Genomic DNA, 25,272 nt, shown 5'->3' with positions numbered 1-25,272 from the left:
GGCTCAGCAGCAGCGGAAGCCGCGGGTCGTGCCGCCGAAGCGCGCCGCCTCGCGGTTGCGGAAGAACTCGGCCCGCGTCATCGGTGGCTGGTCGGGATGCTGGCGCTGCGCATGCTCCAGATAGACCTCGTAATTCGGCTGGCCGACCATCAGCCGCGCCGTGTCGCAGAGGCAGCGCAGCCAGGCGCGCGGCGAGGGCCCAGGGGCAGGCCCAGGGGTGGGCCCGGGGGAGGCTCCAGGGGAGGATCCGGAGGAAGGGGCTGCGCTCATTCCGCCGCCACCTGCCGTGGCCCGCCGATCTCATGCGCGGTCCAGCCGCGGGCCCGATAGGCCTCGAAGCAGGAACGGATGCCGAAGACCAGGATGGCGAGGACGACGGCGACGAAGAGCGCGGCCAGCGCCGCGTCGATGCGGTCGTTGAAGATGATCTGCCGCATCTGCTCCGGCGTCTTCGCCGGCGCCAGAAGCTGCCCCTGGTCCAGCGCCGCCTGGAAGCGCGCGGCATGCTCGAGGAAGCCGACGCGCGGATCGGAGGAGACGATCTTCTGCATCCCGGCGGTGAGGGTGCAGGCAACCAGCCAGATGGTCGGCAGGATCGTCACCCAGGCATGGCGCTCGCGCTTCATGCGGAAGATGACGACGGTGCAGAGGGTGAGCGCGACGGCGGCGAGCATCTGGTTGGAAATGCCGAAGAGCGGCCAGAGCGTGTTCACCCCGCCCAGCGGGTCGGTCACGCCCTGATAGAGGAAGAAGCCCCAGGCGCCGACGCAGAGCGCGGTGGCGATGACGCCGGAGGTCCAGCTCGTCGTGTCCTTCATCGAGGGGACGAAGACGCCGAGCAGGTCCTGCAGCATGAAGCGCCCGGCCCGGGTGCCGGCATCGACGGCGGTGAGGATGAACAGCGCCTCGAACAGGATGGCGAAATGGTACCAGAAGGCCATCATCGTCTTGCCGCCGATGACCTGGTGGAAGATATGCGCCATGCCGACGGCGAGGGTCGGCGCGCCGCCGGCCCGCGAGATGATGCTGGTCTCGCCGACATCCTGCGCGGTCTGCGCGATCTCGGCCGGGGTGATCGGGAAGCCCATGGCGGTGACGGCGGCCGAGGCGCTCTCGGCCGTGGTGCCGATCACCGCGCCGGGGCTGTTCATGGTGAAGTAGACGCCGGGCTCGATGACGCTCGCCGCGATCAGCGCCATGATGGCGACGAAGCTCTCCATCAGCATGCCGCCATAGCCGATGGGCCGGGCATTCACCTCGCTGTCGATCAGCTTCGGCGTGGTGCCGGAGGAGATCAGCGCGTGGAAGCCGGAGACGGCGCCGCAGGCGATGGTGATGAACAGGAAGGGAAAGAGGCTGCCGGACCAGACCGGGCCGCTGCCATCGACGAAGCGCGTCACCGCTGGCATGCGCAGCTCGGGCAGCACCACCAGGATGCCGAGGGCCAGGCCGAGGATGGTGCCGATCTTGAGGAAGGTGGAAAGGTAGTCCCGCGGCGCCAGCAGCAGCCAGACGGGCAGGATGGAGGCGACGAAGCCGTAGCCGATCAGCAGCCAGCAGAGCTGCGTGCCGGTGAAGGTGAAGGCCGCCGCCCAGGCCGGATCCTCGGCCACCCATTGCCCGCCGAGGATCGCCAGCATCAGCAGCACAAAGCCGAGGATCGAGACCTCACCGATGGTGCCGGGCCGCAGGAAGCGGAGATAGACGCCCATCAGCAGCGCGATGGGGATGGTGGCGGCGACGGTGAAGCTGCCCCAAGGGCTCTCGGCCAGCGCCTTCACCACGATGAGCGAGAGCACGGCGAGGATGATCACCATGATCATGAAGGTGCCGAAGAGGGCGATCACCCCTGGCACCGGCCCGAGCTCGGCGCGGATCAGCTCGCCGAGGGAGCGCCCATCGCGCCGCATGGAGACGAAGAGCACCATGAAGTCCTGCACCGCGCCGGCCAACACCACGCCGACGAGGATCCAGAGCATGCCGGGCAGATAGCCCATCTGCGCCGCCAGCACCGGCCCGACCAACGGCCCGGCGCCGGCGATGGCGGCGAAATGGTGGCCGAAGAGCACGGTCCGGTTGGTGGGCACGTAGTCGAGCCCGTCATTGTGCCGCACCGCCGGCGTCGGCCGGTTCGGGTCGAGCTGCATTACCCGGTCGGCGATGAAGCGGCTGTAGTAGCGATAGGCGATGACATAGGTCGCCACGGCGGCGGCAAGGACCCAGATGGCGCCGACCGGCTCGCCCCGGGCGGTGGCGATCATCGCCAAGGCGCCGGCGCCTATCAGCCCGACCAGGGCCCAGGGCAGATGCCGTCCGAGGGTTCCCTGCATGTCACGCGCCTCCCGTCGCAGACCCGGCGCTGGCGCAAGCGCTCCGGCGCCGCAGGGGTTGCAGCCGCTCCCGCTGCGGTTCGCATGTCAGCGCGCTCGCCGGAGCCGCCGCCCGTTGCCCTACCGGGGCTTGGCCTCGGCAGGCTGCAGCGCATCAAGGCTCAGAAGCGGCTTCCCGCGGCTTCCTCAGTGCCTTTCCAGGAAGGCAAGCACCGCGGCGTCGAAGTCGGCGGGGTTGTCCTGGCTCATGGAATGCGCCGCATTCGGGATGGAGACCCGCTCGCAACCCCGGATGTGCCGCTCCAGCGCATCGGCATTGGCGACGAAATTCGGCAGGGTCTGCGCCCCGACCACCAGCAGCGTCGGGGCGCGGATCGCCTCGGCCGCGGCGCGGGAATAGGGGCGTCGCCGCTCGTCGCGCTGGCCGAGCAGGGTGTGGGCATTGTCGCGGTTGATCGCCTTGCGCGCCTCGCTCCGCCGCTCCCAGGCGCCGGGGCCGCCGGTATGCTCGGCGATGCGGCGCAGCCCGGCCTCGACATCGCCCGCCTCGACCAGCGCCGCGCCCTCGGCGAAGGCGCCGCGCTGGGCGCCGCTCGCCGGCTTGCCGCCGAGGCTCTCATCCAGCTCGCCGCCCGGCTCGGCCAGGACCAGGGCGCGGACCAGGCCGGGATGCCGCTCGGCGAGGCGGAAGGCGATGTGGCCGCCGCGGGAATGGCCGACCAGCCGCACCGGCCCGGCGCCGAGGCTCTCGATGAAGCCGGCCAGGTCGGCGACATGCCGGTCGATGGTGAAGTCGCCGCCCGCCTCCCAGCGGCCGGGCCAGCAATGCCGCATGGAGAGCGCCATGACATGGTAGTGCCGGCCGAGGGTCGGCATCTGCGGCGCCCAGTAGCGCTGGTCGCCGAGCGTGCCGTGCACCAGGACCAGCGGATCGCCGGCGCCGCTCTCGGCATAGCTCAGCGGATAACCATCCACCGTCATCTCAGGCATGTTCGCCCTCCCTTGCCCTCGGTCCGGACCATGCGCCGGGCCGGCGGGCCCGCCAAGCCGGGCGCCGAGCGGCCGGGCAGGTCTTGCGTCCTCCGCCACCCCCTGCCACACCGCGGCGGTCATGACCGACGACGCCTCCCAGGACCTGCCGCCGACCGGCCTGCTGCCGGCCGGGCTGATCGACCTGCTGCCGCCCGAGGCGGAGCGGGAGGCCCTGCTCGTCGAGACGCTGATGGCCGCCTTCGGCGCGCATGGCTATGAGCGGGTGAAGCCGCCGCTGCTGGAATTCGAGGACAGCCTGCTGGCCGGCTCCGGCGCCGCGGTGGCCGAGCAGACCTTCCGGCTGATGGACCCGGTCAGCCAGCGCATGATGGGGCTCAGGGCCGACACCACCCCGCAGGTGGCCCGCATCGCCGCCACCCGGCTCGGCCTGCAGGCCCGGCCGCTCCGCCTCTGCTATGCCGGGCAGGTGCTGCGGGTGCGCGGCACCCAGATCGCCCCCGAGCGGCAATTGCCGCAGGTCGGCGTCGAGCTGATCGGCAGCGAGGCCGCCGAGGCGGATGCCGAGGTCGCGGTGGTGGCCGCCGAGGCGCTCGCCCGCGCCGGGGTCGCCGGCATCACCCTCGACATCAGCCTGCCGACCATGGCCGGGGTGCTGCTCGAGGCGGCCGGCCTCACCGTCGAGGCGCTGGAGGCGCGCGGGGTGCGGCCGAAGCCGGCGCGCGCCATGATCCTGGCGCTGCGCCAGGGGATCGACCGCAAGGACCCGGTGGCGGTGCTGACCATCGCCGAGCGGGCGACGCCGCTCGCCGTCGACCTGGCCGCGCTGCTGCCGGAGCTGCTGCGTGCGGCGGGGCCGGCGGATGCGGCGCTCGCCACCCTCGTCGCCGTGGCGCTGCCGCCGGCGGCGCGGGCCATCGCCGACAATGCTGCGGCGGTGATCGCCGCCATCCGGGCCCGTGACTCGGCGCTACGCATCACCCTCGACCCGATGGAGTTCCGCGGCTTCCACTACCATACCGGCGTCGCCTTCACCGTCTTCGGTCCGGGCGCGACCGGGGAGCTCGGCCGCGGCGGCCGCTACCGCTCGCTGAACGACGAGCCGGCGACCGGCATGAGCCTCTACCCGGATGCGGTGCAGCGGGCCGCCCCGGCGCCGGCGCCGCGGCCGCGGGTCTTCGCGCCGCCCGGCACGCCCGAGCCGGCTCTCGTCGCGCTGCGCGCCGAGGGCTTCGCCACGGTGCGCGCCCTGTCGCCAGCCGATGCGCCGCGGGCGCTCCGCTGCACCCATATCCTGCGGAACGGCGAGGCCGTGCCTCTGCATGCCGCCATGGTCGAGGCATCGGGCGAGGCGGGCGCGACGAGGAGCGGGCCCGCACCATCATTGCAGCGAAAGGACTAGGCCGATGGCCAATGTCGCCGTGATCGGCGCCCAATGGGGCGACGAGGGCAAGGGTAAGGTGGTGGACTGGCTGGCCAGCCGCGCCGATCTCGTCGTGCGCTTCCAGGGCGGCCACAATGCCGGCCATACGCTGGTGGTCGGCGGGCAGACCTATAAGCTCTCCCTGCTGCCCTCGGGCGTGGTGCGCGGCAAGATCGGCATCATCGGCAACGGCGTGGTGCTGGACCCGCAGGCGCTGCTGGACGAGATCGCCAAGGTCAGGGCGCAGGGCCTCACGGTCACGCCCGACAACCTGCGCATCGCCGAGAACACGCCGTTGATCCTGCCGCTGCACCCGGCGCTCGACAAGGCGCGCGAGGCGGCGCGCGGCGGCGACAAGATCGGCACCACCGGGCGCGGCATCGGCCCGGCCTATGAGGACAAGGTGGGGCGCCGCTCCATCCGGCTCTGCGACCTGGCCGAGCCGGAGACGCTGTCGCGGAAGCTCGACGAGCTGCTGCTGCACCACAACTCGCTGCTGCGCGGCCTCGGCGCGCCGGAATTCGAGAAGCAGGAGCTGCTCGACCAGCTCCTCGCCTGGGCGCCGCAGCTCCTGCCCTTCGCCGAGGCGGTGTGGGAGCGGCTGGACGAGGCGCGGCACGCCAACAAGCGCGTGCTGTTCGAGGGCGCGCAGGCGGTGATGCTGGATGTCGACCACGGCACCTACCCCTATGTCACCAGCAGCAACACGGTGGCCGGGAATGCGGCAGCCGGCGCCGGCATCGGGCCGGATGCGGTCGGCATGGTGCTCGGCATCGCCAAGGCCTATTCGACGCGCGTCGGCAGCGGTCCATTCCCGACCGAGCTGCATGACGAGATCGGCAAGGGGCTCGGCGATCGCGGCCATGAATTCGGCACGGTGACCGGCCGCCGCCGGCGCTGCGGCTGGTTCGATGCCTGCATGGTGCGCCAGGCGGTGAAGATCGGCGGCGTCCAGGGTCTCGCCCTCACCAAGCTCGACGTGCTGGACGGCATGCCGGAGCTGAAGATCTGCACCGGCTACCGCGTGCAGGGCCAGGAGATGCGGCGCCTGCCCTTCGCCATGGCGGCCCAGGCGGCGGCGGAGCCGATCTACGAGGTGCTGGAGGGCTGGAGCGGCAGCACGCGCGGCGCCCGCAGCTATGCCGACCTGCCGGCAGCGGCGGTGAAATACGTCCGCCGGATCGAGGAGCTGGTGGAGGCGCCGGTGGTGCTGCTCTCGACCAGCCCGGACCGCGACGACACCATCACGCTGCGCGACCCCTTCGCCGGCTAGACCATGATCCGCTCACACAGGGCGGCGGATCATGGTCCAGGCCGTTGTTTGATCGCGTGATCCACGCTGTTCGGCAAGTCCACCTCAAGCGATCACGCTCTAACACCAGCGGCGTGAAGGCTTCGTACGTGCCGAACGCCCGACTGGGCGCCAGCGGTCGCGCCGCAAGGCACGCCTCACGGCGCGATGCTGCGTGGTGAAGGGTTGCGGAGCAACCCGCCCGGCGATCGAGGGGGCCGTTGATGTGTCAACATCAACGGCCGCTGGCATGAGCCCGGCGCGGGCGGCATTACGGCCGCCCGCGCGCAGGGCGCTCAAACGAGCTGCAGGTCCTGGCCGATATCGTCGAGGCCGGATTGCAGCCTGTCGATCGCATCCGTCACCTCGGAAGGCAAGGTCCCGAGCCGATCCTCCGCCCAGCTGCGCAGCAGGTCGTGCGCGACCTCTCGCGAGGCATCCGGATCCCAGCCGGACCCGTCATAGATCGCCTGCAGCGCATGCAGCGTCGGGTCGGTGGCCGGTGCCTCGGGCAGGATGACCGAGCCGCCGGGCTCCGTCGCGCCGGGCAGCCCGGTGAGGTAGAGGCCCATGTCGTGCCGGTCGGCATCGAGCTTCGCCAGGCCGGCCAGGGCGGATTCCGGATCGAGCCCGCCATCAGCCGTCGGCAGCAGGACGATCTGGCCGTGATTGTCGTAATTGACGGTGAGGCTGGGCAGGGAGGCGAGGGCCTGCTCCTTGGTGATGCCGGGCAGCTCCTGCGCGATCTGCGTGGCGGCGAGATCGGCCAGTTCCGGGCTCGCCCGCAGCACCTCGCCGATCTCCGCACGATGCGCGCCGAGCACAACGGCCGGGTCGTCGGCGATGACGTAATTGGTGATCCGCACATCCGTGCCGTCCGGCAGCACGGCGCCGGGCGAGCCGAAGGTCACGGCGGCATGGCCGGGCTCGCCTGCCACATTCGGATGGTCTTCCATGTAGAGCTGCGCCATGGCACCGCCGAGGCTGTGACCGGTGACGATGACCGGGGCGCCCCAGGCCGCGGAGGCGTTGTCGACCGCCGCGATGAGCGAGGAGAAGGCCGGATAGGCGTCGTTGATGCCGTTCAGGTCCTGCAGGCTGTCCGCCGTGTCGTCGCTGCCGCGGAAGGCGACGACGATCGCCGGCAGCTCCTCCACCCAGCCGACGCTGAGCGTCGCCGCGGCATTGCCGCTATGGAAGATGCCTTCGGAGAAGGTCTCGCCAGGGGCGAGCGTCATGTTGAAATTGGAGGGGTCGAGGGCGGTGAAGCCCGGTGGCAATTCCATCGGCGCATCGGAATAGGCATCAAGCGACAGCTGCGCGAGCAGCGCGTCGGTGGTGGGCGTCATCCTCGGTGTCTCCTGGGCGTCCTGCCCCCTGCGGAAGCCTTGCCCAGCCGGCAGGGCGAGGGCAGGCGAGGCGGGGACGGTCCCTGTGGTGATAGAGCCTTGAGCGGGGAGAACACCGGTCGGCAGCGCGGGGTTCCGGGCCGCAGACCGTCGGGCCCTGCCGCTGCCGATCCCGTGATCCCTGCGACGGGGGCAGGGCTGATAGACTTGCCTGCATGTGGGACATGGCCGTGATGGCGCCGCGCATGCGCGCGGTGCTGCGAATCGTCGCTGCGCTGCTCTTCATCGAGCATGGGACGCAGAAGCTCTTCGGATTTCCGGGGCCGCCCATGGGTGGCGCCCTTCCGGGCACCTTCAGCCTGCTCTGGTTCGCCGCGGTGCTCGAACTGGTCGGCGGGGCGCTGCTGGTCATCGGGCTCTTCACCCGGCAGGTGGCCTTCGTGCTGGCCGGCCAGATGGCCTTCGCCTACTGGATGGCGCATGCGCCGCGCAGCTTCTACCCCGTGCTGAACGGCGGCGATGCGGCGATCCTGTACTGCTTCATCTTCCTCTACTTCGTCGCCGCCGGCCCCGGGGCCTGGGCGATCGACATCGCTCGCGGCGCCGAGCCGGAGCCGGGCCCGCTGCCGAAGGACGTCGCCTCGCTGCGCCGCTGAACCCGGCCTGCTTGCCGCAGCAGGCGGGTCTGCGCCCCTGGTGGCCGGCCGCTACCGCTTCGCGGCCACCAGCCCGTGCTGCTCGCGCACTGCGTGGAAGCGCAGCGCGGGCCATTCCTCCTCCGCCCGCTTGCGCCGCCAGTCGGAGCCGAAGAAGGCGACCAGCTCGCCGTCATGGTCCTCGCCGGCATCGCGGCGGCTGGCCTCGGCGAAGCGCTCCAGCGCGGCCTTCTCCCCCGTCACCCAGCGCATCATCGACCACATCGTGTCCTGGAAGCGCGCCGGGACGCCGTATTCCACCTTCAGCCGGGATTGCAGCACGTCGAGCTGCAGCTGCCCGACCACCCCGACCACCGGCAGCGAGCCGTCGAGCGGGCGGAAGAGCTGCACCACCCCCTCCTCGGCGAGCTGGTCGAGGGCGGTCTTCAGCTTCTTCGCCAGCATCGGGTCCTCGAGCTGGACATGCCGCAGGATCTCCGGCGCGAAGCTCGGCACGCCGCGGAAATTCAGCTCCTCGCCCTCGGTCAGCGTGTCGCCGATGCGCAGCGTGCCGTGGTTGGCGACGCCGACCACATCGCCCGGCCAGGCCTCCTCGGCCACCTGCCGGTCCTTGGCGAAGAAGAAGAGCGGCGCGTTCACCGGCACCTGCTTGCCGGTGCGCACCTGCTTCAGCCGCATCCCCTTGGTCAGCTTGCCGGAGCAGAGCCGGACGAAGGCGACCCGGTCCCGGTGGTTCGGATCCATGTTCGCCTGCACCTTGAAGACGAAGCCGGTCAGCTTGTCCTCGCCCGGCTGCACCTCGCGCGGGTCGCCAGCGCGCGGGCCGGGCGGCGGGGCGTAGCGCGCCAGCCCGTCGAGCAGGTGGCCGACGCCGAAGTCCCGCAGGGCCGAGCCGAAGAAGACCGGGGTCAGGTGACCCTCGCGGAAGGCGTCGAGGTCGAAGGCGTTGAGGCCCGCCTCGGCCAGCTCCGCCTCCTCGCGCAGCGCCGCGGCGCGTTCGGCGCCGACCAGCGCCTCCAGTTGCGGGTCATCGAGGCCGCCGAGCCGGATGGCGGCGCCGTCATCGGCATCGACCGGCAGGAAGCGCCGCTCCAGCAGGTCCCAGGTGCCGGCGAACTGCGCCGCGCGGCCGACCGGCCAGGCGACAGGGGCGGCGTCCAGCGCCAGGGTCTTCTCGATCTCGTCGATCAGCTCGAAGGGGTCGCGCGCCTCCCGGTCCATCTTGTTGACGAAGGTGATGATCGGGATGTCGCGCAGCCGGCAGACCTCGAAGAGCTTGCGGGTCTGGCTCTCGATGCCCTTGGCGGCGTCGAGCACCATGACGGCCGCGTCCACCGCCGTCAGGGTGCGGTAGGTGTCCTCGGAGAAGTCCTCATGGCCCGGCGTGTCCAGCAGGTTGAAGACCAGGCCGCCGCGCTCGAAGGTCATGACCGAGGTGGCGACCGAGATGCCGCGGTCCTGCTCGATCTTCATCCAGTCCGACCGGGTCCGGCGGGCATTGCCCTTGGCGCGGACGGCGCCGGCGAGCTGGATGGCGCCCCCCTTCAGCAGCAGCTTCTCGGTCAGGGTGGTCTTGCCGGCATCCGGATGGGCGATGATGGCGAAGGTCCGGCGCCGGGCCGCTTCGGCGGCGACCGGCGTCTGGGCGACGAGGGCGTCCACGGGCGATGTCTCTGGAACTGTGGGATCGGTCGCCGCTGATGTAGGCGCCCCCAGTGGGAAAGGCCAGCGGAAGGGGGACGAGGCCGCCTATCGCAGCTCCGCCAGCAGCGCCTGCAAGTCGAAGCGGCGATTGGTCATGTGTAACCTGCCCTCGCCGTCGCGGGGCCATTCGATGCGCGGCCGGTCGCGATAGAGTTCGACCCCGTTGCCATCCGGATCGCGCAGGTAGATCGCCTCCGAAACGCCGTGGTCGGAGGCGCCCTCGAGCGGGATGCTGGCCTGCAGCACCCGCAGCAGCGCCTCGGCCAGCGCCCGCCGATCGGGGTAGAGCAGGGCGACGTGGTAGAGGCCGGTGCTGCCCCGCGGCGCCGGCGGGCCGCCGGCGCTCTCCCAGGTGTTGAGGGCGATGTGGTGGTGATAGCCGCCGGCGGAGAGGAAGGCGACCTGGCCGGCCCGGATCTCTTGCACCTCGAGGCCGATCACGTCCCGCCAGAAGCCGAGGGCGCGGTCGAGATCGGCGACCTTCAGATGGACATGGCCGATCCGCGCCTCCGGATGGATGGCGGCGGGGGCCGGCGGGGACGGGGTGTCGGGCATGGGGCAGCTCCGCGGCATGACCGGAGGATGGGCCCCGCCTCGCCGGAGCGCCAATCCGAGCGGCGAATGACCGCCATGGGCGCCGGCCATGGCACCGGCCCGGCTGAGTCTCGGTGCGCCCCGCGGCTCAGCCGGGCGGCACGGTCCGGGCCATGGCGGGCAGCGCCGCGACCTTCGCATACCAGGCCTCCAGCGCCGGATGGCCCGGCCGCCAGGGCTCGTTCGGGTAGCGGAAGTCGAGATAGCCGAGGGCGCAGGCGATGCTGACCTCGCCGATCGTCGTCAGCGCGCCGAGGCTGCCGGCCTCCGCCTCGAGCGCGTCGAGGGCGCGGGCCACCTTGCCCTGCTGCTGCCTGATGTAGTCGCGCCGGCCGTCATCCTGCGGCAGCGTCAGCTCACGGCGCCGCGGCTGGGTGGCGTCCAGGATGCCGTCGGCCAGCGCCTCCTGCCGCAGCGCGGTCCAGCGCGCCGGACCGGGCGCCGGGATGAGCGGCGCCGCATCGCCGACGCTGTCGAAATACTCGCAGATCACCGGGCTGTCGTAGAGGGCCATGCCGTCACCGGTGAGCAGGGACGGGACCTTGGAGAGCGGGTTCACCGCGGCAAGGGCCGGGTCGGTGGTCGGCACCGTCCAGAGTTCGATGCGGCTATCGATGCCCCGCAGGATGGCGCAGGCGAGCGCCTTGCGGACATAGGGGCTGTTGGGCGAGTAGGCGAGCTTCATCGGGGCAGGTCCTCCGCCGCGACCTTCGCCCGGCCGGACGGCAGCGGCAAGCCGCGCCGCCCTACCCACGGCATGAATGATCCATTCATGCCGAGCGCCCGACCGGGCGCCGCGCGTCACGCCGTAAGGCGCGCCTCACGGCGCGACGCCGCGTAGCCCAGGTCTGCGGAGCAAGCCGCCCAGCGCTTGAGGGGACTGTTGGACATCACGCGTCGTGCTGCATGCCCCAGATGAGCGAGAGCACGCGTTCGCGCGCCGCGATGAAGTCGGCGCCGCTCTTGACCTGACGGATGTCCTGCTCGGCCGCCTCGCGCGCGAAGGGCAGCGGGATGCGCTCGACGATGCGCCCGGGGCGCGGCGACATCACCACCACCTCGGTGCCGAGATAGACCGCCTCCTCGACCGAATGGGTGATGAAGACCACTGTCATGCCGGTGCGCCGCCAGACGGCGTGCAGCTCCTCCTGCATATGCTTGCGGGTCAGGGCGTCGAGCGCGCCGAAGGGCTCGTCCATCAGCAGCACCTTCGGTTCGTTGCAGAGCGCCCGGGCGATGGCGAGGCGCTGCTGCATGCCGCCCGAGAGCTCGTAGGGGTAGCGGTCGCGGAACTCCCAGAGACCGGTGGTGCGCAGCCAGTATTCCACCCGTTCCTTCGCCTGGGCCGGGTTCTCGCCGCGTATGCGGGGGCCGAAGCCGGCATTGGCCGCGACCGTCATCCAGGGGAAGAGGGTTGGCTGCTGGAAGACCACGCCGCGTTCCGGCGCCGGACCCTCGACGGGGCGGCCGTCGAGGCTCACCGTGCCGCCGGTCGGGCGCAGGAAGCCGGACAGGGTCTGCATCATCGTCGTCTTGCCGCAGCCCGAGGGGCCGACGATGCAGACGAAGTCGCCCTGCGCGAAGGCGAGGTCCGCCCGCTCCAGCGCGAGCACGGCGCCCGCGCCCTCGCCGTAGCGGACGGAGACCCCGTCGAAGCGGACGAAGCCCGGCCGCGTCACGCAGTCGCCTGTTGCAGGAACTGCGTGTTCAGCGCCTTGCCGAAGGTCCCGACCGGCGGCGCCGAGCGGAGCGAGCGCTGCTCCACCAGGAAGTCGGCGGTCCCCTTCAGCACCTCGGCGAATTTGCCAGGCTTGCCGGGCGTGCCAAGCCAAGCCTCGCCCGTCTGGGCGGAGAGATCGACGAAATCATAGGCCTTCATCTCCGCCATGGCGGTCTCGGGCGAAACGCCGGCCTGCTGCGCCACCAGCCTCGCCGCCTCCTCCGGGTTGCTGCGCCACAGGCCGAGCGCCTTGCCATAAGCCTTGAGGAAGCCAACCACCGAGGCCGGATGCGCCTTGGCGAAGTCGTTGTGCACGACGATGGTGTCGGCGATGGCGTAGCCCGCCTTGTCCAGCTTGTCCCAGGTGACGAAGGCCGTGCCGCCGGCCTCGATGATCTTGCTCTTGGCCGGGGCCCAGACATAGGCGGCATCGATCTCGCCCTTCGCCCAGGCGGCCTGGATGGCGGCCGGCTTCATGTCGAGCACCCGGACCTCGCGCTGCGACAGGCCGTTGGTCTTGAGGAAGCCGAGCAGGCGGTAGTGGCTGGTGGAGCCGAAGGGCGTCGCCACCGTCTTGCCCTTGAAATCGGCCGGGCTGCGGATGTTGGCGGCGTTGCGCACCGTCATCTCCTCGGCCGGGCCGATATTGTCGACCAGGCCGATCACCTAGAAGGGCAGGCCCTGGGCGATGCCGGCGGCGGTGGCGACCGAGCCGGTGGCGAGGCCGATATCGCAGGAGCCGCCGACCATGGCGGTGTTGATCTCGGCGCCGCTGCCGTATTCGGTCCAGGTGATGGGGGCGCCGACGCCCGCGGCGAACCAGCCCTGGCCCTTGGCGATCATGGTCGGCTTGGCCTCGGTGAAGAAGTCGACATTCACCTTGGCCGGGGCGGCGCGGCCGAGGCGCGGCAGCGCCAGGGCGGCGGTGGCGGCGGCAAGCGCCGCGCGGCGGGTGAGGGAGGGGGCGGTCATGCGGAGAGCTCCTTATGCGCGGGGGGTCAGCGGCCGGCCCAGTGGACGATGCGCCGCTCCAGCCAGAGCAGCAGGCGGTCGATGGCGATCCCGGTCAGGCCGATGACCAGGATGCCGACGAAGGCGTAGTCGGAGCGCAGGAAGCGGCCGGCATCGAGGATCATCCAGCCGATGCCGCTCGATCCGGCGATGATCTCGGCGGCGATCAGCGTGGCATAGACGATGCCGAGGGCGAGGCGGGCGCCGGTGAGGATCTCCGGCAGGGCCGAGGGCGCCACCACATGCCGGAAGACCTGCCAGGGCGAGGCGCCGAGAGCCTCGGCCATGCGCAGCCGCTCGGGCGGGATGTTGCGCACGCCGTCGCGCGCCGCGACGGCCGCGACCGGCAGGGCGGCGAGGAAGAGCATGGTGATCTTGCTCGTCTCGCCGATGCCCAGCCAGACGATGAGCAGCACGAGATAGGCGAGCTGCGGCAGCGGGCGGAGGAATTCGACGAAGGGCGCCGCCATGGCGTCCAGCCGGCGCGAGACGCCCATGGCGAGGCCGAGCGCGGTGCCGGCCAGGGCGCCGGTGACGAAGCCGGCGCCGACGCGCAGCAGGCTCATGCCCAGATGCTCGGGCAGGGTGCGGCCCTTATAGCCCTCGTCCAGCAGCTCCTGCAGGCCGAGCCAGAGGTCGCGCGGGCCAGGCAGGAAGAGGTCGCGCACCAGGCCGAGCTGCGTCACCGCGACCCAGGCCGAGAGAACGAGGAGGATGGAGAGGCCGGTGACCGCCCAGTTGGGGATGCTGCGCATCAGTCGCGGCCCCGCCAGTGCACCAGATGCCGGTCGAGCGCGCGCAGCGCCCAGGCGAGGGCGATGCCGAGCAGGCCGAGCAGCAGGATGCAGAGGATGATGATGTCGTTGCGCAGGAAATGGCTGGCCGAGATCACCATCCAGCCGAGCCCGTCGCTGGCCGCCATGAGCTCGGCCGAGACCACGGTGGAGAAGGCGGCGGCGAGCGCGATCTGCAGGCCGGTGAAGATCATCGGCGCCGCCGAGGGCAGCACGACATGGCGGAAGACCTGGCTGGGCGAGGCGCCGAGCGCCTCGGCCGCCTGGATCCGCTGCCGCTTGACGCCGCGCAGGCCGGCGGCGCTGGCGGCGACGATGATCGGGAAGGCGGTGAGGAAGAGCAGCGCCGTCTTCGAGGCGTCGCCAGTGCCGAGCCAGAGGATCAGCAGGATCATGTAGGAGAGTGGCGGCAGCGGCCGCAGGAACTGGATGATCCAGTCGATCGCGGCGCCGGCGATGCGGTTGCGGCCCATCCAGAGGCCGAGCGGCACGCCGGTCAGCGCGGCGAGGCCGAAGCCGCCGCCGAGCCGACCCAGGGTGGAGAGTACGTTCTCGGCCAAGGTCGTGCCGCGATAGCCCTCCCGCAGCACCTCGCGCAGGGCGTCCCAGACCTGGAGGGGGGAGGGGAGCAGCTCGGCCGGGACCAGCCGGCCGCCCGAGACCGCCCACCAGGCGATCAGCATCGCCGCCACGGCGCCGATGCCATAGGCAGGCAGGGGCAGGTGGCGGCGCGGCCGCCGGGGTGCGGCGGGCGCCAGGCTTGGCAGGGACAGGGGCAGATCGGGCATGCTTCGGCTCGGCAGCGGGCGTCAATGGTAGCAACGCCCATGCCATGGCGTCGCCCGGCCCCGCGCCGGACAGCGGCGCGACGAAGAAAAAGAAGCCCGGCGGGGTGTCCGCCGGGCCGTGCATCACAGGCGTCGCCGCTCAGGCGGGGCCACCGCGACGATGCGCGGCGGCCTCGCGGGGACGATCAGACCGCGAGCCTGCGCTCGACGATCTGGGTTTTCATGCTCTTCTGCAGCTTCTCGAAGGCGCGCACCTCGATCTGGCGCACGCGCTCGCGGCTGATGTTGTACTGCTGCGAGAGTTCCTCGAGCGTCGTCGGCTCATCCTTCAGGCGGCGCTCGATCAGGATGTGCCGCTCCCGCTCGTTCAGCGTCTTCAACGCCTCGCCGAGCAGCATGCGGCGGTTGGAGAGGTCCTCCCGTTCGGAAAGCTCGCTCTCCTGCGTCTCCTGGTCATCGACCAGCCAGTCCTGCCACTCGCCCTCGCTATCGGCGCGGACCGGCGCGTTCAGCGAGTGGTCGGGCGAGGCCAGGCGGCGGTTCATGGAGACGACGTCCTGCTCCGGCACCTGCAGGACGCGGGCGATCTTCTCCACCTGCTCCGGCTTCAAATCCCCGTCTTCCAGGGCCGCCATCTGCCCCTTCAAGCGCCTGAGATTGAAAAAGAGCTTTTTCTGCGCCGCCGTCGTTCCCATCTTCACCAGCGACCAGCTGTGGAGGATGTATTCCTGGATGGCGGCACGGATCCACCACATGGCATAGGTGGCCAGGCGGAAGCCGCGGTCCGGATCGAACCGCTTCACCGCCTGCATCATGCCGACATTGCCTTCGGAGATGAGCTCGCCGACCGGCAGGCCATAGCCGCGATAGCCCATGGCGATCTTGGCCACGAGCCGGAGATGGCTGGTCACGAGCTTGTGCGCGGCACGCTCGTCGCCATCGTCGCGCCACCGCCGGGCGAGCGCGAGCTCTTCCTCCGGCGAGAGCATGGGGAATTTGCGGATCTCCTGCAGGTAGCGGGAGAGGTTGCCCTCGGGGGCAACAGGAATGACCGAGCTGGAAGCCATTTGGATCATCTGCCTCCTGCGCGTGGCGGACGACCCCGTGACGGCGGTGTCCTGTCCACGACGGATCTTGGCAGTTCGAACGTCAAGCGGGCCCACCGGACGCGCCTGCCCCGGTCACGACGGGGCGAGATCGGCGCTTCGTCCGGCCTGTGCGGCACCCGATGACGCTGCCTCGGCGTGGTTTGTACCGCTTGTGGTGCTGCCTGTCCAGAAAAACCGAGTTTCTGAGTCGGTTACTCTGAGTTACCAGACAGCAATGTGAGAATCGAAACGATATCCGGGGGCGGCGGCACGGTAAAGCTCAGCGCGGCCCCGGTGACCGGGTGGCGGAAGCCGAGCGTCGCCGCGTGCAGCGCCTGGCGCGGAAAGGCCAGCAAGGCCTGCCGCACCGGCTCCGGCAGGCTTCGCGCCGCGGCCGGGGTCCGGCGCAGATAGACCGGGTCGCCGACCAGTGGATGCCCCGATTCGGCCAGATGCACCCGGATCTGATGCGTCCGCCCGGTTGCCAGCCGGCAGCGCAGCAGGGCGCAGGCCGTGCCCCAGGCGCGGTCGGTGGCGTAATGCGTAAGGGCGGGCTTGCCGCCGCGTGACACGACAGCCATGCGCTTGCGGTCCGTCGGGTGGCGGCCGATAGCCCCCTCGATATCGCCGCTCGGCGGGCTGGGCAGGCCCCAGGCGAGGGCGATGTATTCCCGGTCCAGGTCGCGTTCGGCGAAGGCGGCGGAGAGGGCGCGATGCGCCAGCTCGGTCTTGGCCACGACCATGACCCCGGAGGTGTCCTTGTCCAGGCGATGGACGATGCCCGGCCGCTTCTCGCCGCCGATCCCCGGCAGCTCCTCCCCGGCATGCGCCAGCAGGGCGTTGACCAGCGTACCGTCCTGGTTGCCCGGGGCCGGATGCACCACCAGCCCGGCCGGCTTGTCGAGCACGATGAGATGCGCATCCTCGAACAGGATGTCGAGCGGCATGGCCTGCGGCTGCGGCAGGGCGGGCACGGCGGCCGGGATGGTCAGGGCGTAGCGGCTGCCGGCGCGTACCGCTTCCGCCGCGTCGCGCAGCGGCTGGCCGTCGCGGCTGGCGGCGCCGGCGGCGATCAGCGCCTTGACGCGCGAGCGGGAGAGCGAGCCTATCGCCTCCGCCAGGAAGCGGTCGGCGCGGAGGCCGGCCTGCGCGGGCGCAGCGGTCAGGGTGACGGTCTCGCCGCCTGGATCGGATTCGGGGGGATGGTTGGTGCGTGCGCTCAAGGTCCTGGTCGTCGTCATGGGGGTGTTGATCGTCGCCGGCACGGTGACCCTGGCCTTGCTGCTCGTCCAGCGGGTTGGTGGGGCGGCGAGCAGTGGGCGGTGGGAGGTGGCTCTCGGTCAGCCGGAGGGCACCCGCATCACCGGCCTTGCCGCCAGCGAGGGCGGCATCGGCCTGCTGCTGGCGCGGCCGGATGGCGAACGGGTGGTGGTGGTCGATCCGAAGCGCGGCCGGGTGATCGGCGAGATCCGCCCCGGCCACTGAGTGGTCGGGACGGGTGATGGCGGATGGGTGCTTGACCCCCCTGCGCCCCGGCCCTAGAAGCCCCGCCACGACGCCTCCACGTCCCATTCGTCTAGAGGCCTAGGACACCGCCCTCTCACGGCGGCAACAGGGGTTCGAATCCCCTATGGGACGCCATCCTTCGTGATGGCATCGAGGCTTTTCCCGAGCCTGGGCGATCCGCTCACCATCTCACCCACCAACACCCTTTGAGACGCTTGCGGACCGCTCGGCACAGTCGGGCGCAGCAAACCGCAGCCTGCTTGGCGTTTTTGTCACAGGATGACCTCCTCGCCCCAGACAAGGTCAACCGCGCCCGTCCTGACGCTCTGGGCTGCCGTGATGGCCGAGCGCCTCGGGCATTCGCCGGCGACCGTCCTCCGCCTGCCGCGCCGGCGAAGCCGGCGGCGTTGAAGGCCAGCATGGCGAGGGTATAGGCCTGCCAGCCCTGGCCGCGGGACGGGTCGATGCCTGCGAGGGCGTGGAGGCTGCGCTCGATCGGGCCGAGGATCGGGTGGAGGATGGTGCGCCCGCTCTGCGCCACCCGCGCGACATGCTGCCCAAGCGGGATGGCGGCGGAGACGACCGCGGCGAGGACGAGCGCGATCTGCGCCCAGCCGAGAAGCGTCATGGATCAGAGATCCTCGGGGCGCAGCAGCGCCCACAGGAGGTAGAGGAGCAGCGCCGCAGCGACGCCGCCGCCGATCCGTAGGAGCCCGCCGCGTGAAGGCGCCATTGGCGATGCGGGGGGCGGGGCATAAAGGCGGCATAAGATCGGCCGCCCGCGGCGGGGCGGGTGCCCAGACCTGCGCCGCGGCTTGGTAGGCGGTCGATCTGCGCCATGCAGCGGCGATCGGGCGCATCGCGCCCCGGGGGGCCGCGGCCGTGCCGCCGACACCGCGGGAGAGGAGGCCGGTGTGAGTCCCAGGGAGTTCTGGGAGATCCTGAAGATCATCGGCCGCTTCCTGCACTGGCTCTTCATCGGCGACGGGCCCTGAAGCGCGCTGCGTTGGCGAGTTGCGGTCGGAGGCAGGGTCGTCCGGGGTGTCGGCGATTGCGCCCGGGACGCGGCCGGCCTCGGCACGATAGACGCTGCCAACTATAGATAGAAGAATATCTATTCTTTATCCCGTATAAGATTAAATGTGGCAACTCGCCGTAGAGCTGCCGGCGGGCGCAGCAATCCACAATAAATACGATATAAGTATGGTTCATATCAGCAAGAATATATCACATTTGTGAGTGTTGCCTCGGTGGACACCTCTACGAAGTCAGAATAATACGATTAATGAGATGTCTAGGGTCGGACGATGATCGAAATACGCGACCTCGTGCCCCGTACTTCACGTTATTGCCGCCAAATGCTGCCCACTCGTCTCGGCCATCTCATTTGCCGAGATTGGATGCGGGTCTTGTCCTTCGAGACATGACGCCAGGGTTGTGACCAAGTTTTTCATAAAATTATCGTTCCCATAACATCCTGGGGTGAGACCATGGACAGACATTTCTCGCCTGCGCCATCTGCCCCTCGCGTCAACGGCAGATCGGTGTCCAGGACCATCCCGGCCGAACCCTCCCGCAGCGACCCGTTCTTTTCTCCGGGCGGGACCAGGAGGGGCGGCACGCCGCGCACCGTCACGCAGCGGCAGAATATCCACATCATGTATTGCGTCTTCGAGGTCGCGGCCATCGTCGCGCTCGGCGCTGGCCTGGGCCTGTCTTCGAGCCCGGCATGCTGGAACGACCCGCCTTGCTTCCCATGGCGCTCGCGGTCATCGCCCTGTCCTTCCTCAGCCGCCGGCTGATCGGCTGCGGCAGCCGGCATCCGCTGGCGGCGAATCCCTCGAAGCCGGGCAGGGCGGCCCTCGGCTCGGCGATCGCCTTCCTCACGCTCTTCAGCCTCGAAGGGCTGTGGGGCGCCGGGGGCGCATCCTTCGTGCTGGCCTGGGCCCTGCCGTCGATCCTGCTGATCTACCTGACCCGCGCCATCATCCATGACCTGGGATGGGCGCTGACGGATGGCGGCATCGCCGTCCTCGCCCCCGCCGCATCGTCGCACGCCAGCCCCGCCGCGCTCGGCGCGGATCTACGCTGCCCCGTGGTCTGCTGCCTGGCCTTCGACGATCCGCAGGGCCTGCAGCGCCTGCGGCAACTGGTCGATGGCGGCCATGTCGAGGCCGTCGTGCTGATGGGCATTCCGCCGGACCGGCGGGATGCGGTGCTCGATCGCGTCGCCGAGCTGCCGGTCGGCATCTTCCTCTCGACCCAGCCGAGCACGGCCCATGCCATGGTGCACGACGTCGTCGAGATCCTGCCGAACCTGCTCACCGGCCGGACCGGCCTTGCCAAGCGGGCGCTGGACGTCGCCGGCGCCAGCCTCGGCCTGCTGCTCTTCGCGCCGCTCATCCTCCTGGCGGCCCTGCTCATCCGTCTCGAATCGCCGGGCCCGGCCTTCTTCCGGCAGTCCCGCTTCGGCTGCGGCGGCGGCACAATCACGATCTGGAAGCTGCGCTCCATGTACGTGGATCGCGGCGACGTCTCCGGGGCGCGTCGCACCCTGGTGCGGGATCCGCGGGTCACCCCGCTCGGCCGCATCCTGCGCCGGCTGAGCATCGACGAACTGCCGCAGCTCCTGAACGTGCTGCGCGGCGAGATGTCCCTCGTCGGGCCGCGGCCGCATGCCGTCCGCATGCAGGTCGAGGGCCGCTGTTACCGCGACGCTGTCGAGAGCTATCCCATCCGTCACCGCATGAAGCCGGGGATCACCGGCTGGGCGCAGGTGAACGGCTCCCGCGGCGAGGTGGACACGCTGGAGAAGGCGCGCCGCCGGGTGGCGCTGGATCTCTGGTACATCTCGAACTGGAGCATCCTCCTCGACCTCATCATCATCCAGCGGACCATCCTCGGCCGCTTCGCGACGCTCGATGCGGACTGACGCATCGCCCGGATGGGCCCGCACGGGCCACGAGGCCGGCGCGGCTGCGGCAGCACAGGCGACGCAACCCGACATCCAGACAATCCCGGCGACGGAGATGCGGTGGGCCATGCTTCGATCCGGTGATGCGCGCCCTGCAGACACATCCATGGTGCAGAGGCCAAGACACGGCGCGGGCATCCAGCGGGGCCTGGTCCTCGGCCTGCCCGTCGATGCCGCGCCGAGCCTCGAGACGGCGTCGCGCTGGCTGGCGGGCCAGCTCGCAGCGGCCCCCGGCGCCGTGGGGCGCGCGCGGCTCGTCACCTTCGTCAATCCGGCGGCCGTGGCCTGCGCCAAACGCAACCCGGCCTTCCATGCGCTGCTGCAGCGCTTCGACCTCGTCCTGCCGGACGGGATCGGCATGGCGCTGGCCATCCGTGCGCTTCTCGGCCGCCAGGCGGCGAGGATCAGCTTCGACAGCACCTCGCTGGCCTTGCCCGTCTTCGGGCACGCCACCGAACAGGGCCGCAGCATCGCCTTCGTCGGCGGCCGGCCGGGCGTCGCGGCCCGGGCGCAGCAGGCGATCCAGCAGCGCTTTCCGGCGCTGCGCTGCATCGGCGCCTGGAGCGGCCATGGCGACATGACGGCGACGATCCGCGACCTCGCCGCGGCGGCGCCCGACCTCGTGGTCTGCGGCATGGGCAGCGTGGCGCAGGAGGCCTTCCTGCAGGACCTGGCCGAGGCGGGCTGGACCGGCATCGGCATCACCTGCGGCGGCTATCTCGATCAGCTCGCCGGCGGCCTGCGCTACTATCCCGGCTGGGTCGACGCCCTGAACCTGCGCTGGGCCTATCGGCTGTGGCGCGAGCCGGAGCGGCTCTGGCGGCGCTACCTCCTCGATTACGGGCATTTCGGCCGCCGCTTCCTCGCGGCCTGGCTGGCGCGCCCGGTCGCGGCGGCGCGGCGCGACCTCGCCGCCGGTGGTGGCGCCTGATGCCGCCGCTGCCGCATGCATCCCCCGACATGCAGTCCCCCGGCAGGCCGGTCACCGCCGCGGGCAACGCATCGTCCGAGTCCAGCGGAGCAGCAGCCATGATCCCGAAGCGCCTGCATTACGTCTGGGTCGGCGGCCCGCTTCCCGCCCGCTACCAGGCCCATGTCGATGGCTGGCGGCGCCTGCACCCCGATTGGGAGATCACGCGCTGGAGCGAGGCGAATATCGATCTGTCGCATCCCCTGATCGCCAGGGCCTACCGGCTGCGCAAATGGTCCACCGTCGCCGATGCCGCGCGGCTGATGGCGGTGCACGCGCATGGCGGCATCTATCTCGATACGGATATCGAGGTGCTGCAACCGCTCGACTCTCTGCTGCATCAGCACTGCTTCCTGGCATTCCAGGGCGCCGCCAAGGCGAGCGATCTGGTGGCGAATGGCTGCTTCGGCGCCGTCGCCGGGCACTGGTTCATCGGCGAGGCGCTGCAGACGCTGCTGCGCATGCGGCCCATCCCCTTTGGTCTCGACCGGCCGACCCGCTACGGCCCGAAGCTGATCACGCGGCTGCTGCGCCGGCACGGATTGCGGCAGGAGGCGCCGGATGGCATTGATATCGGCGATATCCGGATCCTGCCCGCGCCGGTTTTCTTCCCCTATGCCTATGGCGCGGAATTCACCCCGGCCTGCATCCGGGACACGACCCTGGCGATCCATTGGTGGGATCGCTCCTGGGCGAAGGACCTGCCGCTGCCGGTGCGCATGGCGCAGGCGGTGAAGCGGCGCGTCGAACAGGCCTGGGCGTGACCCGGTGAGCAGTTCGGCGGCCGGGAAGCGCCTTCCCCTGTCCCAGCGCCAGTTCCGGGGCGAGGCCGGCAAGCCTGGCGTGGGCGTCACGGCACCCGCGACGCGGCTGCGCCATCCGGGTGCCGCGGCGCGCCTCCGCGGCGCGAGCCAGCCGCTGGACGCACCGGCGGCGTCGTCGCCAGAGGGCAGCATCCCCGCGACGGTGACGGGGCTGTATCTAAGCGGCGTCGCCGAAGCCTCGCCCTTGGCGACGGCACTGCGCGCCGCCCTCGGCAGCGCGGTCACCATCTCCTCCGGCGGCGCCGCGCCGCGCCGCGGGCGCTGGCGGGCCCGGCTGCGCGGCACGAGCCTCGACTGGTCCGGCCCGGCCGCGCCCTCGCCGGCAGCCGATCCCGGCGAGGCCGTGCTGCTCGACCTGCACGGGCGCGAGGCGACGCGCGAGTGGCGCCTCTGGCGCGTGGTCGACGCGTCGGGCAGGGCGGTGCTCAGCCCCTGGTTCGGGCGCGAGCGGTGCTGCGGGACGCAGGCGCTCCTCTCGCTGTTCCTGGTGCAGAGCCTGGATGCCGGCCGCAGCTGGTCACGGATCGGCGCGGCGCATCTCTCTGGCCGGCGGAGCTATCCGCAATTGCTGCGGGCGGTCGGGATCGCGCTCGTCGCCATGATCCGGCGCGCCGTCCTGGCGCCGGAGCCGGCGCCGCCCTGGCAGCCGGAGCCCGCCGCCCGCCGCGATGCACCCTGGCGATGGCGCCTCGGCTTCCTCCGGCAGCAGCTGCGCAACAAGCTCACCACCGAGCATTGGGCGATCGGCCTGGCGAGGATCGCGCCCGAGCGGCTGCTGGCGGGCGAGCCCCTGGTGCCGGAACGCTGGCTGGCGCTGCCGCCTGCCGAGGGATTCCTCGCCGATCCCTTCCCCTGGCCGGGGCGTCCCGGGATGCTGCTCTGCGAGCGCTTCGACCATGCGAGCGGCCTCGGGCGGCTGCAGGCCCTGCGTCTCGATGCCGGCCCGGATATCCCGGCCGCGGAGGTGCCGCTCGGGCTGCGCTGCCATCTCTCCTATCCCTTCACCTGGGAGGAGGGCGGCCGCACCTATTGCCTGCCGGAGATGGCGGCGAGCCGTCGGCAGGTGCTCTACGAGCTGCATCCGGACGCGCCGCCGAGGCCGGCCGTCACCATCGCCGAGAATGTCGCCATGGCGGATGCGACGCTGTTCCGCCATGGGGGCCTGCTCTGGCTCGCCTATACGGATGGCGATCTCGGCCTGGACGACAATCTCTGCCTGCGTTGGGCGGAGCGGCTGGAGGGGCCTTGGACCCCGCACCGGCTCAATCCCGTGAAATTCGATCTTCGCTCCTCGCGCTGCGCCGGCCCGGTCTTCCAGCTCCATGGCGAGCTGATCCGGCCGACGCAGGATTGCAGCGGCGGGTATGGATCGGCGCTCGTGCTCAACCGCATCCTCCACTGCACGCCCGAGTCCTACCGGGAGGAGCCGGTGGCGCGCCTCGTGCCGGAGCCGGACGGGCCCTATCCCGATGGGCTGCACACCCTGTCCATGGCCGATGGCGTCATCCTCACCGATGGCAAGCGCGTCGTCTTCGATCCCTGGGTGGTGCTGCGGCGGATCCGGAGACGCCTGCCCGGCCGCCGCGGCAGGGCGTGACGGCGCGGCGATTGCCGACCTGGAGCGTGATCGCTTGAGGTGGACTTACCGAACAACGTGACTCACGCGATCAAACAACGGCCTGGACCATGATCCGCGACCCTGTGCGAGCGGATCATGGTCCAGGGCGCGACCGGCCGCGATGTCAGGAGAGGCGATCGACCAGCCGCAGCAGGCTCCAGGCCGAGTGCAGCAGGCGGCTGAGATAACCCGGCAGGAAGGCCAGCTCGATGGCCACGGCATAGACCAGGATGCCGGTCGCGGCGGTCAGCCAGATCGGCCCGCCGAGCAGCCGCGCTTCAGCCACCATCACCACGGCCATGCTCAGCGTCGCGGCGGCGATGCGCAAGGCCTGCACCAGCAGCGGCGCGAAGGACACGCCGACGACGCGCTTCAGCGTGACGACATGCAGCGGCACCAGCGCGATCGAGACCAGCGCCCAGGCAAGGCCGACGGCGACGATGCCGAAGAGCGAGGCGGCCAGGAAGGCCGCGCTGGCCAGCAGCACCTGGAGCGAGGCCAGCCAGGCGAAGCGCTTCGGCTGTCCCTGCGCCGACAGCGCCTGGCCGGTGAAGGACCAGAGCGGGGCGACGGCGCTGCCGAGGCACATGGCCTGCAGCACCGGCACCGCGCCGTCCCATTGCGGGCCGAAGGCGAGCGGCACGAGCCGCGGCGCCAGGATCCCGAGGCCGGCCGCGAGCGGCATCGCCATCACCAGGCACCCGCTCACCAGGCGGACATACTCGTCGCGGAAGGCGGCACGGTCATGCGCCAGGCGCGAGAGCACGGGCAGCAGCAGCGGCAGCAGCGGCGCCATCGTCAGCAGGCCGGCCGCCTGCAGCACCTTCAGCGCGAGATTGTAATGCCCGACCGATGGCGCATCGAGCACCAGGCCGATGACGAGGTTGTCGATCTTGTCGGCGATTGAGATCAGCAGGCTGGCGGCGAGGAAATGCCGGCTGAACCCGGCCAGGGCCCGGAAGGAGGCGTGGGAGAAGCGCAGGCGCGGGACCCAGGACACCGTGGTCCACATCACGACGAGCATGAACAGGGCCTGCACGATCTGGCAGATGACCAGGGACCAGATGCCCCAGCCGCGCAGCGCCAGAGCGATGCCGATCGCGCCGCCCACCAGATAGGCGCCGATGGCGCGCAGGGCGAAGATCGCCACATGCAGATCCCGACGGCAGAGCGCCGTCTGCACGCTGATCAGCGCCCGCAGTGGGCAGAGCAGGGACATGGCCTGCAATACGGGGCCAAGCGCCTCGATTTCGAAGGCGCGGGCCAGATACGGCGCCGCGAGAGCAAGGCCGAGGCCGAGCAGGGTGCCGAGGGCCAGAGTGGTCCAGAAGGCGGTGCTGCGATCGTCCTCGCTCGTCGCCTCGCGCTGGATCAACGCATCGCCGAAGCCCTGGAAGGCGACGATGTTCAGGATGCTCGTGACGGAGAGGGAGAGCGCGAAGACGCCGTAATCCCCCGGCGTCAGGATGCGGGTGAGGATGACGTAGAGGAGGAAGGAGAGGCCCTGGCTCGCACCGACATCGAGCAACGTCCAAAAAAGTGCCTTCCCCGTACGCCCCTGCAACTCCCGATCCTTCCACGATCCATCGCAGCCTTTTTAGCGGAGCCGATCGCGTTGACACCTTAACATTGCGTTAGTGGG

Annotated in this window: 25 protein-coding genes and 1 tRNA gene; 9 read left to right on the top strand and 17 right to left on the bottom strand. The window is 70.8% G+C overall.

The window, feature by feature from the left end:
* Positions 1-3: 3 nt before the first annotated feature.
* The 3 genes from HJG45_RS29160 to HJG45_RS05210 all read right to left on the bottom strand — a co-directional run bounded on the left by HJG45_RS29160 (position 4) and on the right by HJG45_RS05210 (position 3,320).
* A complete protein-coding gene (locus HJG45_RS29160) occupies positions 4-270 on the bottom strand; it encodes a YbdD/YjiX family protein (protein ID WP_171611021.1) in 267 nt (88 codons plus the stop codon).
* The gene (locus HJG45_RS05215) at positions 267-2,330 is read right to left on the bottom strand and encodes a carbon starvation CstA family protein (protein WP_171611020.1); all 2,064 of its coding nucleotides are present in this window, start codon (positions 2,328-2,330) and stop codon (positions 267-269) included. Before HJG45_RS05215 ends, HJG45_RS29160 begins: the two co-directional genes overlap by 4 nt.
* A gap of 186 nt (positions 2,331-2,516) precedes the next feature.
* Complete coding sequence (locus tag HJG45_RS05210) at positions 2,517-3,320, bottom strand: alpha/beta fold hydrolase (protein ID WP_171611019.1); 804 nt, start codon at positions 3,318-3,320, stop codon at positions 2,517-2,519.
* Between the two features lie 121 nt (positions 3,321-3,441).
* On the opposite strand from HJG45_RS05210, the gene HJG45_RS05205 reads away from it, so the two are divergent.
* Positions 3,442-4,722 carry an ATP phosphoribosyltransferase regulatory subunit gene (locus tag HJG45_RS05205; protein WP_171611018.1) on the top strand — a complete coding sequence of 427 codons (1,281 nt, stop codon included), beginning with the start codon at positions 3,442-3,444 and terminating at the stop codon, positions 4,720-4,722.
* Positions 4,723-4,726: 4 nt separating this feature from the next.
* Positions 4,727-6,016, top strand: a complete 1,290-nt coding sequence (locus tag HJG45_RS05200; protein WP_171611017.1) for an adenylosuccinate synthase — start codon at positions 4,727-4,729, stop codon at positions 6,014-6,016.
* A 314-nt stretch (positions 6,017-6,330) separates the two neighbouring features.
* Here HJG45_RS05200 and HJG45_RS05195 read toward each other — a convergent pair whose 3' ends face one another.
* A complete protein-coding gene (locus HJG45_RS05195; protein ID WP_171611016.1) occupies positions 6,331-7,383 on the bottom strand; it encodes a hypothetical protein in 1,053 nt (350 codons plus the stop codon).
* A 215-nt stretch (positions 7,384-7,598) separates the two neighbouring features.
* Between HJG45_RS05195 and HJG45_RS05190 the strand changes: the two genes are divergently transcribed.
* A complete protein-coding gene (locus tag HJG45_RS05190; RefSeq protein WP_171611015.1) occupies positions 7,599-8,039 on the top strand; it encodes a DoxX family protein in 441 nt (146 codons plus the stop codon).
* Between the two features lie 51 nt (positions 8,040-8,090).
* Here HJG45_RS05190 and HJG45_RS05185 read toward each other — a convergent pair whose 3' ends face one another.
* From HJG45_RS05185 to HJG45_RS05140, 10 genes are all read right to left on the bottom strand, one after another.
* Positions 8,091-9,701 carry a peptide chain release factor 3 gene (locus HJG45_RS05185; RefSeq protein ID WP_171611014.1) on the bottom strand — a complete coding sequence of 537 codons (1,611 nt, stop codon included), beginning with the start codon at positions 9,699-9,701 and terminating at the stop codon, positions 8,091-8,093.
* An 87-nt stretch (positions 9,702-9,788) separates the two neighbouring features.
* Positions 9,789-10,298, bottom strand: a complete 510-nt coding sequence (locus HJG45_RS05180; RefSeq protein WP_171611013.1) for a VOC family protein — start codon at positions 10,296-10,298, stop codon at positions 9,789-9,791.
* Positions 10,299-10,425: 127 nt separating this feature from the next.
* The gene (locus HJG45_RS05175; RefSeq protein ID WP_171611012.1) at positions 10,426-11,022 is read right to left on the bottom strand and encodes a glutathione S-transferase C-terminal domain-containing protein; all 597 of its coding nucleotides are present in this window, start codon (positions 11,020-11,022) and stop codon (positions 10,426-10,428) included.
* A gap of 205 nt (positions 11,023-11,227) precedes the next feature.
* Positions 11,228-12,016, bottom strand: coding sequence for an ATP-binding cassette domain-containing protein (locus HJG45_RS05170; protein WP_171611011.1), 789 nt, complete (start codon positions 12,014-12,016; stop codon positions 11,228-11,230).
* Entirely contained in the window at positions 12,013-12,723 is a 711-nt protein-coding gene (locus tag HJG45_RS28350) for an ABC transporter substrate-binding protein (RefSeq protein ID WP_171611010.1), read from the bottom strand. Before HJG45_RS28350 ends, HJG45_RS05170 begins: the two co-directional genes overlap by 4 nt.
* Positions 12,724-13,029 carry a hypothetical protein gene (locus tag HJG45_RS05160; protein WP_171611009.1) on the bottom strand — a complete coding sequence of 102 codons (306 nt, stop codon included), beginning with the start codon at positions 13,027-13,029 and terminating at the stop codon, positions 12,724-12,726.
* A gap of 26 nt (positions 13,030-13,055) precedes the next feature.
* Positions 13,056-13,823, bottom strand: a complete 768-nt coding sequence (locus HJG45_RS05155) for an ABC transporter permease (protein ID WP_171611008.1) — start codon at positions 13,821-13,823, stop codon at positions 13,056-13,058.
* Positions 13,823-14,650, bottom strand: a complete 828-nt coding sequence (locus tag HJG45_RS05150; protein WP_171611007.1) for an ABC transporter permease — start codon at positions 14,648-14,650, stop codon at positions 13,823-13,825. The genes HJG45_RS05155 and HJG45_RS05150 overlap by 1 nt, the downstream gene beginning before the upstream one ends.
* 185 nt (positions 14,651-14,835) lie before the next feature.
* Positions 14,836-15,717, bottom strand: a complete 882-nt coding sequence (rpoH, locus tag HJG45_RS05145; protein WP_171611006.1) for an RNA polymerase sigma factor RpoH — start codon at positions 15,715-15,717, stop codon at positions 14,836-14,838.
* A 233-nt stretch (positions 15,718-15,950) separates the two neighbouring features.
* Positions 15,951-16,961, bottom strand: coding sequence for an RluA family pseudouridine synthase (locus HJG45_RS05140; protein WP_254452284.1), 1,011 nt, complete (start codon positions 16,959-16,961; stop codon positions 15,951-15,953).
* Here HJG45_RS05140 and HJG45_RS05135 point away from each other — a divergent pair.
* Both HJG45_RS05135 and HJG45_RS05130 read left to right on the top strand, forming a co-directional pair.
* Positions 16,948-17,223, top strand: a complete 276-nt coding sequence (locus tag HJG45_RS05135; protein WP_368040514.1) for a DUF6476 family protein — start codon at positions 16,948-16,950, stop codon at positions 17,221-17,223. The two genes, HJG45_RS05140 and HJG45_RS05135, sit on opposite strands and share 14 nt — an antisense overlap.
* Positions 17,224-17,303: 80 nt before the next feature.
* Positions 17,304-17,379: transfer RNA gene (locus HJG45_RS05130), tRNA-Glu, on the top strand.
* A gap of 46 nt (positions 17,380-17,425) precedes the next feature.
* Here HJG45_RS05130 and HJG45_RS28345 read toward each other — a convergent pair.
* Both HJG45_RS28345 and HJG45_RS05120 read right to left on the bottom strand, forming a co-directional pair.
* On the bottom strand, positions 17,426-17,872 hold the full coding sequence (locus tag HJG45_RS28345) for a potassium-transporting ATPase subunit KdpA (RefSeq protein ID WP_217362825.1): 447 nt from the start codon (positions 17,870-17,872) through the stop codon (positions 17,426-17,428).
* A 3-nt stretch (positions 17,873-17,875) separates the two neighbouring features.
* Positions 17,876-17,977, bottom strand: coding sequence for a potassium-transporting ATPase subunit F (locus tag HJG45_RS05120; protein WP_171611004.1), 102 nt, complete (start codon positions 17,975-17,977; stop codon positions 17,876-17,878).
* A gap of 996 nt (positions 17,978-18,973) precedes the next feature.
* Between HJG45_RS05120 and HJG45_RS05115 the strand changes: the two genes are divergently transcribed.
* The 4 genes from HJG45_RS05115 (at position 18,974) to HJG45_RS05100 (ending at position 23,609) form a co-directional block, all read left to right on the top strand.
* Positions 18,974-20,176, top strand: a complete 1,203-nt coding sequence (locus HJG45_RS05115) for an exopolysaccharide biosynthesis polyprenyl glycosylphosphotransferase (protein ID WP_171611003.1) — start codon at positions 18,974-18,976, stop codon at positions 20,174-20,176.
* A 148-nt stretch (positions 20,177-20,324) separates the two neighbouring features.
* Positions 20,325-21,149, top strand: a complete 825-nt coding sequence (locus tag HJG45_RS05110; RefSeq protein WP_171611002.1) for a WecB/TagA/CpsF family glycosyltransferase — start codon at positions 20,325-20,327, stop codon at positions 21,147-21,149.
* A 98-nt stretch (positions 21,150-21,247) separates the two neighbouring features.
* Positions 21,248-21,952, top strand: coding sequence for a glycosyltransferase (locus HJG45_RS05105; protein WP_171611001.1), 705 nt, complete (start codon positions 21,248-21,250; stop codon positions 21,950-21,952).
* A 79-nt stretch (positions 21,953-22,031) separates the two neighbouring features.
* The gene (locus HJG45_RS05100) at positions 22,032-23,609 is read left to right on the top strand and encodes a hypothetical protein (RefSeq protein WP_171611000.1); all 1,578 of its coding nucleotides are present in this window, start codon (positions 22,032-22,034) and stop codon (positions 23,607-23,609) included.
* 145 nt (positions 23,610-23,754) lie between these two features.
* On the opposite strand, the gene HJG45_RS05095 is transcribed toward HJG45_RS05100, so the two are convergent.
* Positions 23,755-25,194: a lipopolysaccharide biosynthesis protein gene (locus HJG45_RS05095; RefSeq protein WP_171610999.1), complete on the bottom strand. Its 1,440-nt coding sequence runs from the start codon at positions 25,192-25,194 to the stop codon at positions 23,755-23,757.
* Between the last annotated feature and the right edge of the window lie 78 nt (positions 25,195-25,272).

Source organism: Roseicella sp. DB1501 (assembly GCF_013112485.1).
Lineage (GTDB): Bacteria > Pseudomonadota > Alphaproteobacteria > Acetobacterales > Acetobacteraceae > Paracraurococcus.
This window is presented reverse-complemented; position numbering and strand designations above follow the sequence as displayed.